Genomic DNA, 13,284 nt, shown 5'->3' on the forward strand with positions numbered 1-13,284 from the left:
AATGCATACAAAAGCCTTGTAGACAACCATCAAAGTGACGATAATATACACTGAAGATAGTGGACACCTTGCTCGCAAGTTTACCAGTAGTCAGGTGGTATGAGTGTGTGGCGCAAAATAGCCAGGAGAGTATCTCAAGCTCTTCTAGCCCGGTTCGCAAACTCACTCCTGGTCAGGTGGTATGGGCATATGGCGCGGTATTCGCCGCGCCATATGCCCATACCACCTGACCCTGAGCACCGCAGCGCGAAAAAACTTCGTGCTTACCTCTGTGATGAAACATGATATAATAGTCACCAATTAAAGATAGGCATTATCTGCTCGGCGGAGAGAGGAACGCGTAATACAATATGGCAATGTTTGAAAGCTTAACCAAACGCCTCGAGGGCATCTTTCAAAACCTTGAAGGGCGGGGCAAACTGACGGAAGAAGACGTCAACTCCGCCCTCCGCGAGGTTCGCATCGCCCTCATCGAGGCGGATGTCAACTTAAAAGTCGCACGGCAGTTCGTCGACCGGGTCAAGGAGAAAGCCATCGGCGCAGATGTGATGGGAAGTCTCTCGCCCGCACAGCAGGTGCTCTCGATTGTTCATGATGAACTGGTCGAGGTGCTTGGCGGTACTGGCGAAAGCAATAAACTCGATACCAACGGGAATCCCGCCATCATCATGCTCGTAGGCTTGCAGGGTTCGGGTAAAACCACCTCGGCGGCCAAACTGGCTAACTACCTGCGCAAACAGAACGGCTCACGTCCCCTGCTGGTGGCGGCCGACATGTACCGCCCCGCTGCGGTCAATCAGCTCAAGACGCTCGGTAAGCAGATTCAGGTCCCGGTCTATTCGGAACCCATGGGCTCTGATCCCGTTGATATCTGCGTGCATTCATTAGACTATGCTCGCGAGCAAGCCTGCAACGTGATCATTCTCGACACGGCCGGTCGCTTGAACATCGATGAACGCATGATGCAAGAGGTCGTCAATATCCGCGAGCGCGTGCACCCACGCGAGGTCCTGCTGGTCGCCGACGCTATGACTGGTCAGGAGGCCGTACGCGTCGCGAAGGACTTTAACGATGCCGTCTCGCTAACCGGCATGGTCCTGACTAAGATGGACGGCGACGCCCGCGGTGGTGCCGCGCTCTCCATTCGTACCGTCACCAGTGTGCCGGTCAAATTCATGGCCCTGGGCGAGAAGATGGATGCCATTCAGCCCTTCTATCCCGACCGCCTGGCCCAGCGTATCCTGGGTATGGGCGACGTGCTCACCCTGATTGACCAGGCCCGCGATGCCATCGACGAAGAAGAGGCTCTGCAATCCCAGCAGAAGCTGCAACAGGGCAAGTTTGACCTCGAAGACTTCCTGACCGCCATGCATCGCTTAAAGAAGATGGGGCCCCTGCGCCAGATCATGGAGATGCTGCCCGGCTTCAATAAGCTGGCCTCCACGCCTGAGATGGAGGAGGCGCTTGAAGGCGATCAGTTGAAGTACGTCGAGGCCATGATCCTCTCCATGACCAAAGAGGAGCGCCGCAATCCCGACATCATCAATGGCAGCCGTCGCAAGCGTATCGCCATGGGTAGTGGCACCAAGGTCGAAGAACTGAACCAGTTGCTCAAGCAGTTTACTGAGATGCGTACTATGATTCGCCAGGTCTCCTCCGGTAAAGGACCCTGGGGTCAGATGATGCGCCAGTATGCTGGTGCCGGTGGCCAGGGTATGCCCGGCCTCCCCGATGGCCTGGGTGGCTTCCCTGGTATGGATGGCCTCTCCAATATGCAAGGCATGCCCGGTCTGCCACGTGGCAAGAAAACTGGCAAAGCCGCCCGTAAAGAGAAACGCAAGAAGCAGAAATCTCGCGGCGGTCGCGGCCGCTAAACTCATACACTCATGCAAAAAAGAGGGCATGTACAGCCCAGGCATATACCTGGGCTGTACATGCCCTCTTTTTTGCATGAGACAAAATTCCCTTGCTCGGCGTTGCATTTTTATATATCCTGCGATGTAATATATAGAAGGATAGAAATATCCAAAGGTACCGGGCGCGCGAAAAGTTTGCATGTCCAACGTCTCTTATGTCAGAGCATGTAAGCTTGCTCCTTCCATACCCTATATCAGTAAATAAAAATGCTTAAATGAAGCCCAATATACCCTGCCCTTTTCTGCCTATACCAATGCATTGATTCAAAGCAAGGATATGCCCGATGCAACCAATAGTGCGACACAAAGGAATGACTCACATGCCAGCACCCGTCCCGCCCTCTCATGTGGCTCGCCAGGCCACATCTGCCCGCAAGCAGGCGCGTACTAAACGCCTGGCACAAATGATTCTGCTTACCCTGCTCCTCAGTGCGCTGCTCCCACTGATCAGCGCATGTGGTGCGGACCCACGCGTACAGCAAGAAAAAGATCAGAGCCTCACTAAACTGACGCAGCTTCTCAAACATGCTCAGGATATTGGTGTTCCCTCAACTACTCTACATCCCATTCTCACCCAGAAGCAGAACCTGGATAACTCTTCCGCCCCCTGGAATCCCTTCAATGCGCAACTGGTCGATGCATATTACACAAATGCCGCCCATAGCTATGATCAACTGTATCTCCAACTCCAGGGCGTGATCGATACGACGACCGAGCGTACAGATAACCAGGCTCAGGATAATCTGCAAAAGCTTCAGATTACGCTAGCTCAACAACGCGCTAAGGGCTACCCCACTGATACGCTTCAACAGGTGTACACCCAAAATCTGGAGAAGATGAAGAGCGCGCAATATCCCAAAGACTACCTCGTGGTGAGTGACGCGACTGGCAATGCCATCCAGACCTTGAATATGATGCCTGCGACCAGCGACAAACTCGCCACGCTCAAGAGCACAATTGACCTGATGACCGCGGGCAAGGTAGACGTGACCACGCTCAAAAACCAGTATGACAGCGATCAGAAAGAGATGGCCAAAGCCACCAAACCCGACGATCTCAAGCAAATCGATAAGAAGATCGATACCCAGTACCAACAGGCCGCGACGGACTTCAAACAGGATATTCCCATTATCGCTAAGGCCAAGGTAGATGACCTGGAGACGAAGATCAATCAGCTCAAAAGCAGTGGCATCAACGTCAGCAACTATGAGAAACTTCTGGCCTCCGCTCGCGATCTCCAGCAGAAGACCAAAACGCTCGACGACTACAAGGCCTTTAGCAAGCAGATTGATAACGATCTGAATGCGATGCAGAAGGATCTGATTATGGCGCAGGCCCGCCAGTTGCTCCAGCAGTTCCATAATGAGGTCAAGAATTGGGGCAACGCGCACATGGTCTCCGGCGCCTACTACCTCAATGTCGGCTATATGGATCAAGGTATCGGTAGCGACTTGGATGCGGAACTCGCCAATGCATCGACAATAGCCGATTATCAGACCGCCCTGAATGATATTCAGAATGCGATCTTCCACCACCAGATGCTGGAGGCCGACTACAAAGACAAGACTCCCTACAACCAGGTTCATCAGACCGACTTGCAACTGCTTGATCACTACAAACTACAAAAAGGTACAGCCGTAGTGGTCTCAATGGTTGAAGAGACCCTCCGCTTCTACCGCAATGGCCAGTTGATCAACTCTTTCTACATCACGGCTGGTCGCCAGGAACTGCCCGCGCTGCCTGGTCTCTGGACGGTGCTCAGCCGCGACACCAATATTACATTTAAGTCTCCCTTCCCCAAGGGATCACCGTACTGGTACGATGATACTCATATCAACTATGCCATTGGCTATCATGCGGGCGGCTACTTCCTGCATGACTCCTGGTGGCGCGCCGACTACGGTCCAGGCACTCAATTCCCCCATGTTGATGCCACCGGCAACAGCAGCGCTGGAAACGGTACTCACGGCTGCATCAATATGCCAACCGCCCAGGCCGCCTGGGTAATGGATAATAGCGACTGGAATACCAGCATCATCCTATACTAATCTCTCCACTCTGAGAGAATCACCTTCCTCTTCTGAGTCAGATGTGGATGTTGGTTTGCCTGGCAGAAGCCAGGCAAACCAACATCCACATCTTTTTTTCTCTTGCATTTTCTAGCGTTTTGTTGGCTTAATATAGGTAGATATTAAGGCGCCAGCGTTCGGTAGGGACCAGCTTTAGCGCGTCCGAACGCCATTTATGGCAGTTCGGCGCAAGCCGGTTTTTGATGACGAGTAAGTAATAGCCTAGGCGAAATGCTTCTTCGTGACACTTCTGGCTAGCGCCGCACGGCGATTAATCGCCTTTGGACGCGCTAAAGCTGGTCCCTACCGTGACTTGGTGCCTGGCGCCCCAACGCGCCTTACGCTCACGTTGGCCCTTCTGTCCCTTGGAGGCTGCCCACATGCGCCAGATTCTTTCGCAGAAACAGGTGCCGCTCGATATCCTGGGCGCGGCAACCGCCTATAGCCTTGGCACGCCCGAGAAAGTCTTTGAGGCGAGCCAGGAGCTTCGTTTCTTCCATTTTATCGGCTTCGCCGCCCTCTTCGTCGGTTGCCTTATCCTCCTGGTCTTTGGTGTGGCCTACCCGCAGTTCTTTGGCTGGTGGCCCTTCTGGCAGGCTCTGCTGATTCCGCTGATCGGTCTGATCTGGCTTATCTTCGGCGGCTGGGTCTTGCTGGCGCCCCATTTTTATACGCAACCTCAGGTCTACCTCTGTCCCGAGGGACTTATTTTTAGCGCCGATACTATCGAGGCCGTGCGTTGGGACCAACTGGAGCGTCTCTGGAAGGAGAGCGATGGGCGCGCGCATGGCAAGCGACGCTACACCATCCGCCGCAGCGATGAATCCCTGCTAACCTTTACCAATGAGCTACAGCATATCGATCTCCTGGGCGCGCTTATGGAAAGCGAGATCACGCGTCGCTTGCTGCCGCGTGCCATGACTGCCTATCGGGCTGGTGGAAGTGTCTCCTTCGATGAGATCGCTGTCAGCCGCCAGGGTCTGGCCATTCGCTCACTCAAGCGCCTCTTGCCCTGGACGGAATTTCAAGCTTTAACCATCGATGAGCAAGTCGTGCTGGTACATACACGCACATCCCAGGAACCCCTTGTTCGTCTCAAAATAGCCAATCTACCAAATATTGACATTCTGCGTCGCCTCGTCGATCTTGCCTGGCAAGAACATGCCCTGCATCACGCTCCCCACGTTATGGCCTATAAGGCTGGACAACCGCTCTCCTTTGGCAGATTAAGAATAGATCAGCAAGGCATTCAGCTTGAGCTACCACACCCCATCTGCCTCGCCTGGGAAGAGATCGGCGCCATCGGCATTGGCCCCCAGGAGGTGCTCATCGCGCGCTACGGCGAGCAGCACACGCGCGAATGGTATACCCTCCCCCTGCGCGAGATACACAACCTGGAGCAGTTGCGCGAGGTCATTCGCTATATCCTGCTCAACGCAAACTCCTGAGCGACCGCGCCCTCCACCCCATAGGCGCCCGATTTATCGCGCGTGAGGCGATTTATCGCAGTGATATGGTGTGATAGGTTTTCTTGAATTGAAGATGCATCTTTTCTTCGGAGTGGCTTTCAGGCTTGGAGGCGCTTCTCACCGGAGCATCCGACAGGATAAAAAAAGACGCCCGTTTTTCTGTATTCGCTCGATAAATTAACTTGTGTGCGATAAATCGAGCACCTATGAAAGAGAGGCGACCTTCACGAGGATGTTCGGACGAAACCTTGCTAGCAAAGTCGTCAACGTGGCGCCTATGTTTCCCATGCCCGCATGCGCATGGGAAAATCTCGCTATTTTTGTGAGATAGCTCATAGTAACTGCGTACAATAACTGGTATATTTCTGGCGTAACAGGTAGCATATTGACTCCTGTATCTTCTCTTATGCGGGGCCTGTATGTCGTTCCTATCATTATTTGTACTCTTGAGGAGAAGCACTCATATGTCTGAACCTATCTATCAGCAAGCAAATGCCCTGCCCCTCAGGCCGCTACGGGGCAGATTCCCGTTGAGATTGCCCAGCAGGCGAATATCAATGCTCTAGGTCCCTTTGTACGTGCCTTCAGACCAACCAACATCTGGGTGGCCATGGGTATTACCGTCGGGGTGCTGGTTCTCGATATTATCCTGAACTATCTCATCTACCTGGCGGGCTATATTGTCTACTACTTATGGATCGTGCCCATTCTGATCATTATCTATGCCGTTAATGCCATCAGGACCAATAACCACAAGGCTTTCCTCTACCAGGAGGGCTTCATCTATACTAGCGGTTCTCAGCTCAACGTCATCCGTTGGGATCGTGTTGAAGCGGTATGGATGAAGATTGTGCGCACTTCACGCTATGGCTCTACCCGTCACACCTATACCATTAAGAGCCCCGATGGTGCCCAGGTGGTGATTAGCAGCCACTTGAAAAAGGTCAAAGAGCTGGGCGATGTCATCATGAACGAGGTGACTCGCCGCCACCTGCCCCTGGCCCGCCAGGCCTATGCGAGCGGCGTCCCCGTCAGCTTTGGTGATCTGAGCGTGAGCTTGCAGGGCATCGGCTTCAGGGATAAACTCCTCCCCTGGCCCGAGGTCAAGGACGTCAAACTGGTCAATGGCTCTGTACAGGTGAAGAAGCAGGGCAGCATGCTCTCCTGGGCCACGGTAGATGTTGCCAAGGTCTCCAACCTGCCGATCCTGCTCCAGCTAGTAACCGATGGCCTCAGTGCCCAGCCCCAGTACCGCTAGACCCCCTCAAAAAAGCTTTACAAGACCAATAGAAGCCTTCAACAGACAAAAGGGGCTATATCTTCCCACGAAGATAGCCCCTTTTCGCGCCTCAGCGCCCTTATCAGCTTGCAAACCACAGTGACTAATCGGGTCAAGATGTAAGGCTGCCGCCTTACATCTTATCCTTTACATTCCAAGAGGAAAAGGCGGTAGCAAGCCAGCATCCACCTCGGGGAGCTCCTTGTAGAGGCCAACACCACTCTGCTGGCTGCGCCAGCTACGTGCTGGCAGTAGATCTTGCAGGAAGTCGTACTGGAGATCGACATCCACGGCCTGCCAGGTCAGACTGATGGCGCGACGCGCGAAGGCGATAGCGTTGCGTGGCTCAATCCTATCCAGGTCCTCAAAGAAGAAGGCGCAACTGGTGAAGCTATACTGCTGGTAGTACTGTGCCTCCAGCAGCAAGCGCGCACGATACTCCAGCTGTTGCTCGGGACGCTGACCTCCTTTGCCATGACGGCTCCAGAAGCTCTCTTCGCTCTCCCAGCCATTGCGTAGGGCCAGGTAGTCATTACGCGCTGCCCAGGGATCCTGGAAGACCTCCGCGGTATATTGCTCAAAGAGCAGGTCACCACGCTCTGCCAGGCGCGAGAGTGCGCGCCGCAGGACTGATTTCCAGCTACTTTCGCCCTCTGTGCAGGTACAACCCCCACTCCAGCGCGCGACCCCATGCTCACAACTCCAGGCGCTGGGGGTACGTAACTGAACCTCTTTGGTTGCCGGCTGGATCTGCATGTAGCGCTCAAGCGTACATATCTCAAAGCCCTCTGCTGGTGCGCCATGCTGGATCAGGTAGGAGAGGAACTTATCACGCCATGGTTTGTGATGCCCATACAGCTCTCCATCCGTTGCGATCAAAATCAGTTGCGGCTCACCGTTATCTAGCTTCTCCCGTACCAGGTTTCCGGTCAGGTATGAGCCCGCGAAGACATCGGCGTTGCTCGTCATGGATGAGTCAAAGGAGACTCCACCCGAGAGCGGACCATTATAGAAAAAGACCGTTATCGAGCGCCCATTTTTCAGGCGCACAATATATGGCTCCGTCGGATCAACAGGCGTGGCCGCCTGCCAGGGAGCCAGCACTGTGTATGTGACGCCATACTGGGCGAGGATATCTAGGCATTCCAGGTCAATCGCCGTCTCCGCCAGCCACATGCCATGGGCTTCGTGCCCATAGCGCTGCTCGAAGTCGCGCAACCCCAGAGAATCTGGGTATGCTTGTCGCGTGTCGTCGCTAGTGGCAGGATGGTATGGTTATAGGCCTGGGCCATAGCGTTGCCTACACCGTAGCGCGCGATATGCTGGCGATCCGCATCGATGATCTGCTGGTAAACTTCGGGATGATGGATCTCCAGCCAGGCTGCCAGGGTAGGGCCCATATCATAGCTGATCGCGGCAAAATTGCCCTCTTCCGCGTTGGGGCGATAGCATTCAGCCGTGATTTTTTCATTGAAATTGACAAAGGGAGAGGCACTGGCTTCTAATGGTATTTCATGTGTAAAAGGATTTTCACGTGGAGGCTGATAAAAATGACCATGTAAACAGAGGTAAGACTCACCAAGCTTCGAACGTGATAGAGATTCATTGGAAAGTATCTTTTCGATCATGCAACCACCTTAATTTTGTCCAAAGCAGAAGCAGCACTCTCACGCCTGGACTTACTACACAACTAGGCTACTCATCAATAATGGTAACAGAGTTGTCAGCAATGAGGCAATCAATGTACCAATATATATGGCCCATCGCCAGCGATTGTCACACTGCTCACTTTAAATACGTATTGACGAGCCCCAGCGGTTGCATGTGAAGGCCCAACGACACTGCTGAAGCACGCATCTACATATGGTCCATTATATGTAGACGCCTGCTTCAGCAGCGCGGCGCCCTCGTACCATTATATGTAGACGCCTGCTTTAGCAGCGTCGGGCCACTCTCTCTACCAAGAAAACGATAAGAACAAGAAAATTTGCTCTCTATAAGCCTATACGCATTGAGACTAACCAGGCTACGCGCTCATAAATTTGGTCTGACCACCATGAAAGCCAGTGATGAACTCTTCATAGGCGGCGCGTAGCTTGGGATAGCGCAGCAGGAAGACGCCGGCGTACTCCGTAGTGAGCGGGCGGGGCTGGCGCAGCAAGTGCATATTGGCATCCTTCAACAGGCGACTGCCTTTTTTCCCGTTGCAGGCGCGGCAGCAGGCTACGAGGTTCTCCCAGGTGCTCTGCCCACCACGTGAGCGCGGAAGAATGTGGTCAAGCGTCAGTTCGCGGGTGCGCTTGCCGCAGTATTGGCAGGTATCGTCATCACGCAGGAGGATGTTCGAGCGCGTCGGTTGGAGTGCCATGCGAGGCACGCGCACATTCGCCAGCAATTGGACGATAACGGGACGTTCAAGATCCAGGCGACGAGCGCTAATGCTCTCCTCAATCAAAGCCCGGACGTTCTCATCGACAAAGGTGACTTTCTGCTTGGATAGCAAGACGATGAGACGGCGTTCGGGAATAACTGAGAGAGGTTGTAGTGAGGAGTTCAAAACAAGAACAGGCATGAATGACATCCTTTCCTCTCTGTCAGAGCCGACACAAACACAGACAGCGAGGAAGAGGCGCAAGGATTATTGGAAGCAATATATTGGAATAATAAATTTGGCTTCCAGGCCCTACGCTTCTATTGCCGCCTGTGACGACTAAGCGGATAAGGGTGGAGAAATCTTGCATGTCCAGGAAGGCCAGGCCATGCAGGAGCAGTTGCGTGCGTTCCCCCAGGTCTATGTTGCCCGCGCAACATATTCAGTGAAGAGGAGGGAGGGCTTATAAAGCTCACTGGGCCATCCTGAGATGGAGTGAGCGTTGTACGCAACCTGTAAACCCACATGCTAAGAAAACTCCTTAGTGCCTACCCGGAAACCTGAGCGCGCTTGTCCCGAATGGGGGAAGCACTAGTCGCGAGAGCGACGTTGGTTTCCGAATACGAAGGCATGCCTGCAAAAAAAGAGGCACATACTCTTACGGCTGAAGGAATGTCTTTTGTAACATCGATCCAATTCATCGATAGTTCCTTCACTCCCCTTGAAAACAGGGGGAAGAGTATGTGCCTTACCTGGTCGGGGTGAGAGGACTTGAACCTCCGACCTCAGCGTCCCGAACGCTGCGCGCTAGCCGACTGCGCCACACCCCGAAAGTCTTCCATGCAAATGCTTTATCGCACCGCACTTATCCGTACTGAGCAATCCTACTCAATTTCCAGGCTCGACCACTAGACGAATACCTCTATCCGACTACGAAGTTCTACCCTACGAAACCGGCAGTTCCCCTTTTCTTCCCAATCACTCGGATGGGTGAGGTTGTAATACTGCTCATGGGTTAGTATAGCATACCTCTTGCTATTTGACAAGAGGAAATGCCCGTGTTTAGTATATATCGATTAAATTGATCCTGGCTTGAGAGGCCGTGTCATAGCCAATGCCTCCCCTCGCTCCCTTGAACGCCCGCCGCGCCCATAAAGAGGTAGAGCACTAACAGGCCGTCGAACGATGATCTCTGAAGAGCCATCCCTGTAAACGCATGAGGACCCCATGAACATGGCGCAAGAGCAGCATGGGGTCTTTCCTGCAAACCCAGGTTTCTTACTTTAAGACTTGTTTTATCAAACGCTCGGCCAGCTCAAGCGAGTAGTTCTGCCCCCGGTCATGGGGATAGACCTGGAACATGTTTGCTATCCACAGCCCCGCCAGCGGCGTTTGCAGCGGCGGAATATGCTCACGGTAATCGACGGTGACGATCGGCTGCGCGAAGGGCGCGTGGAACATCCAGCTCTCCGTGACCCAGCTGAGATCAAAATCAGGCTGAATCCGCTTTACATGCGGCAGAAATTCCTGTAACACCTCTTCTTTGCTCTGCGTAAAGAGGGCATCATTCATGGGGCGATAATTCCCCAGGTAGATCAGGTGTCGCCCGCCATACTCCTCGGGTGCGCGATAATTGGTATGCTCGACCAGGGCCATGAAGGGATAGCCCGGATCACAAATGTTGATCCAGTAGCTATTGGTCAGAGGCCGGTCCAGACCCAGAATAAGGCAGTGCGCGCCATAGGCCTGTCCCCAGTCATACTGACGCCGGTAATCTTCAGGTAACTCTGGAACCAGGCGACAGGTCAGGCGTGTCGGCAGCGTCGAGATCACCTCGTCAAACTCCCAGTTCCCCTGGTCGGTGTGTACCTGCCAGCGCTCCCCCTCGCGCCGCACCTCTTCCACGGTGGTGCCAAAGAGCAACTTTCCCCCGTGCTCTTGAATGCGCTCGACCAGGCGCTCATAGAGCAACTGGAAGCCACCGCGTAAATACCCCAGTTGCGTCGTGCGATCATGCAGGCGCGCCCAGATCCAGGGCAGGGCGATCTCGTCGCGTAGCTCGCCAAACTTCCCGCTAAACAGTGGCTCGAAGAGAACCTCGTAGGGACGCTTCCCATCCATTTACGCAACCAGATCGTGGCCGTCTTCCCCTCAAACCACGCGGGAGGCGCAACCTTCAAAAAGGCCAGGACCGCGCCGACGCGCAGGCGCTCATCCACCCGCCAGGGCTTAAATCTCAGCAGCGTCAAGGGCGAATCCAGCTGCTCAAGCTTCCCGTCGATCAGGCTCACCGTGCGCGGGCGCTGCCACTCCAGCCGCTCACCCAGCCCCAGCTCTTCTATGGCCCGAATGGCCGTGGTGTCCGAACGAAAGATATGGTGATAGAACTTATCCAGCCACGCCTCGCCAACGCGAAAGCCCGCCGCCAGGCCACCCGCCATCGGCTCCTTCTCAAAGAGCATTACCGTATGTCCCGCCTCCACCAGGCGGTACGCCGCCATCAAACCCAGCGCCCCGCCGCCAAGGACCGCGTATTCCATACCTTCTTCTCTCCCGGATATAAAATAATCTCAACATATGCACCCAGCCTACCCTACCCTGCCCTATTCTAACATACCCGATCTCTGCTGGCCTTTTCCGATACATAATCATGGGACCACTTCGATAATGGAGAGATATTTCTCATGAAGAACAAAAAATGCTTTTTGACACGAATTTCCTTGTGTTACTATACTTATTCACTTAGCCCGTCTTGTTTGATTTTGCCACAGCACAGGCGTTCATAGCTTTAGGTAACCTCAAAAATGATCAAGACTGACTATAGTTTGTGAAAGGAAGGCGATTCTTATGCCAAGCCTGGTCCAAACCTTGCGGCAGTTCTTCAAAAATCCTTATGTTTCAGCTATGGTATGTTTTCTGACAAGCCTGGCATGGTTTATTGCTTTTGCTTTTTTTGAGAGAAGAGTTGTCTATCTCATAATTGGTATTGCCGCTATTCTCTTTGGATTGGCTCTGCTCGACCAAGCACGCCGTACCAAATAAATCTTAGAAGAGTACAGTGGCTTCCACTATGTCGGGGCCTTGCAGAAAGGAAAATAAAGGCGCACCCTAAAGCCTACAGCGTCGCGTGGAAGTCTTGAGCCAATCATATGTAAGCGCGTGCATCAGCAACGTAGCGCCCCGCCGCGCTGGCTGCTATGGTACCATTATATGAAGACGCGTGCCTTTAGCAGCGTCGTCCCACGCACTATTCAGGAGGAACCCACTTGCCCATCCATACCTGCGCCCTGGCCCTACTCACCTGCCCAATCTGTGGCGACCCACTCCACGCCGAGGAGAAAACCCTCCGCTGCGAGCACGCCCACGCCTTCGATATCGCGCGTGAGGGCTATGTCTCACTTCTACGCAAGCAGACAAGTGGGGGAGATACAAAGGAGATGCTAAAGGCGAGGCGGGCCTTCCTGGAGCGGGACTACTATGCTCCACTGGCACAGATACTAACAGACCTGCTGGCGGCCCACCTCCACAAGAGGTCGGTAGAGCAGACCTCTCCTCTAACTATTCTCGATGCCGGCTGCGGAAACGGTTACTACTTAGGCTCCATCCTACACCAGTTACCACCCACCATTTCTAGTCAGCCCCTCTGCGCCCTCGGACTCGATCTCTCCAAAGAGGCCATCCGCATGGCCGCCAAGTCATACCCAGATGCCCAATTTATCGTCGCCAGCCTGTGGGAGCGCCTCGTTCTCGCCGACGCCAGCATTCAGGTTATGCTCAATATCTTCGCTCCACGCAATGCCCCGAATACGCCCGCGTCCTCACTCCCAATGGCCTCCTGCTTATAGTCATCCCTGGCCCTCATCACCTCTCCCAGGTACGCGCCGAACTCGGCCTGCTCAATATCGAGGAACAGAAGCAACAACACATCCTGGAACAATTCGCCGCCGACTTCACCCTACTGGAACAGCGCGAGCTTGCCTATCAGCTCACCCTCGATCAAGACTCCCTGCGCCAGCTCGTCCGCATGACCCCCAACTACTGGCACATGACCGAAACCATCGAGCACCACCTCTCCACCATCGACTCCCGCCCCTGCGACATCCAATTCCACTGCCTCCTCCTCCAAAAGTACTCATAAAAAATATCGGAAACGTTGATGCGCCGCTGACGCGGCGCATCA

General features: G+C 54.0%; 11 protein-coding genes, 1 tRNA gene and 1 pseudogene. 6 read left to right on the top strand and 7 right to left on the bottom strand.

Annotation, left to right across the window (positions count from 1 at the left end; genetic code table 11):
* Positions 1–356: 356 nt before the first annotated feature.
* From ffh to JMJ16_RS39815, 4 genes are all read left to right on the top strand, one after another.
* The gene (ffh, locus tag JMJ16_RS39800; protein WP_374229156.1) at positions 357–1,874 is read left to right on the top strand and encodes a signal recognition particle protein; all 1,518 of its coding nucleotides are present in this window, start codon (positions 357–359) and stop codon (positions 1,872–1,874) included.
* A 362-nt stretch (positions 1,875–2,236) separates the two neighbouring features.
* Positions 2,237–3,964: a L,D-transpeptidase family protein gene (locus tag JMJ16_RS39805; RefSeq protein WP_236601903.1), complete on the top strand. Its 1,728-nt coding sequence runs from the start codon at positions 2,237–2,239 to the stop codon at positions 3,962–3,964.
* 401 nt (positions 3,965–4,365) lie between these two features.
* Entirely contained in the window at positions 4,366–5,433 is a 1,068-nt protein-coding gene (locus tag JMJ16_RS39810) for a DUF6585 family protein (RefSeq protein ID WP_201390502.1), read from the top strand.
* A gap of 556 nt (positions 5,434–5,989) precedes the next feature.
* Complete coding sequence (locus JMJ16_RS39815) at positions 5,990–6,712, top strand: DUF6585 family protein (protein WP_307813328.1); 723 nt, start codon at positions 5,990–5,992, stop codon at positions 6,710–6,712.
* Between the two features lie 168 nt (positions 6,713–6,880).
* Here JMJ16_RS39815 and JMJ16_RS39820 read toward each other — a convergent pair whose 3' ends face one another.
* From JMJ16_RS39820 to JMJ16_RS57530, 6 genes and pseudogenes are all read right to left on the bottom strand, one after another.
* The gene (locus JMJ16_RS39820) at positions 6,881–7,951 is read right to left on the bottom strand and encodes a DUF3536 domain-containing protein (RefSeq protein ID WP_201390506.1); all 1,071 of its coding nucleotides are present in this window, start codon (positions 7,949–7,951) and stop codon (positions 6,881–6,883) included.
* Positions 7,870–8,361: a hypothetical protein gene (locus JMJ16_RS39825; RefSeq protein ID WP_201390508.1), complete on the bottom strand. Its 492-nt coding sequence runs from the start codon at positions 8,359–8,361 to the stop codon at positions 7,870–7,872. The genes JMJ16_RS39820 and JMJ16_RS39825 overlap by 82 nt, the downstream gene beginning before the upstream one ends.
* 398 nt (positions 8,362–8,759) lie before the next feature.
* Positions 8,760–9,305, bottom strand: a complete 546-nt coding sequence (locus JMJ16_RS39830; RefSeq protein WP_201390510.1) for an HNH endonuclease — start codon at positions 9,303–9,305, stop codon at positions 8,760–8,762.
* A 552-nt stretch (positions 9,306–9,857) separates the two neighbouring features.
* Positions 9,858–9,934 (bottom strand) — tRNA-Pro (locus tag JMJ16_RS39835).
* A gap of 448 nt (positions 9,935–10,382) precedes the next feature.
* Positions 10,383–11,225, bottom strand: a complete 843-nt coding sequence (locus JMJ16_RS39840; RefSeq protein WP_201390512.1) for an FAD-dependent oxidoreductase — start codon at positions 11,223–11,225, stop codon at positions 10,383–10,385.
* Between the two features lie 119 nt (positions 11,226–11,344).
* A pseudogene (locus JMJ16_RS57530) lies at positions 11,345–11,644 on the bottom strand (FAD-dependent oxidoreductase); the annotation flags it as partial.
* Positions 11,645–11,951: 307 nt separating this feature from the next.
* On the opposite strand from JMJ16_RS57530, the gene JMJ16_RS39850 reads away from it, so the two are divergent.
* Entirely contained in the window at positions 11,952–12,146 is a 195-nt protein-coding gene (locus JMJ16_RS39850; RefSeq protein ID WP_201390514.1) for a hypothetical protein, read from the top strand.
* Positions 12,147–12,370: 224 nt separating this feature from the next.
* Complete coding sequence (locus JMJ16_RS39855; protein WP_201390516.1) at positions 12,371–12,949, top strand: putative RNA methyltransferase; 579 nt, start codon at positions 12,371–12,373, stop codon at positions 12,947–12,949.
* A gap of 110 nt (positions 12,950–13,059) precedes the next feature.
* Here JMJ16_RS39855 and JMJ16_RS39860 read toward each other — a convergent pair whose 3' ends face one another.
* Entirely contained in the window at positions 13,060–13,215 is a 156-nt protein-coding gene (locus JMJ16_RS39860; RefSeq protein ID WP_201390518.1) for a hypothetical protein, read from the bottom strand.
* Positions 13,216–13,284 lie beyond the last annotated feature (69 nt).

The organism is Ktedonobacter sp. SOSP1-52, from assembly GCF_016587395.1.

Coding starts and splice junctions, on each gene's coding strand:
- ffh (WP_374229156.1), top strand. CDS start 357: ATGTTTGAAAGCTTAACCAAACGCCTCGAGGGCATCTTTCAAAACCTT.
- JMJ16_RS39805 (WP_236601903.1), top strand. CDS start 2,237: ATGCCAGCACCCGTCCCGCCCTCTCATGTGGCTCGCCAGGCCACATCT.
- JMJ16_RS39810 (WP_201390502.1), top strand. CDS start 4,366: ATGCGCCAGATTCTTTCGCAGAAACAGGTGCCGCTCGATATCCTGGGC.
- JMJ16_RS39825 (WP_201390508.1), bottom strand. CDS start 8,361: ATGATCGAAAAGATACTTTCCAATGAATCTCTATCACGTTCGAAGCTT.
- JMJ16_RS39830 (WP_201390510.1), bottom strand. CDS start 9,305: ATGCCTGTTCTTGTTTTGAACTCCTCACTACAACCTCTCTCAGTTATT.
- JMJ16_RS39840 (WP_201390512.1), bottom strand. CDS start 11,225: ATGGATGGGAAGCGTCCCTACGAGGTTCTCTTCGAGCCACTGTTTAGC.
- JMJ16_RS39850 (WP_201390514.1), top strand. CDS start 11,952: ATGCCAAGCCTGGTCCAAACCTTGCGGCAGTTCTTCAAAAATCCTTAT.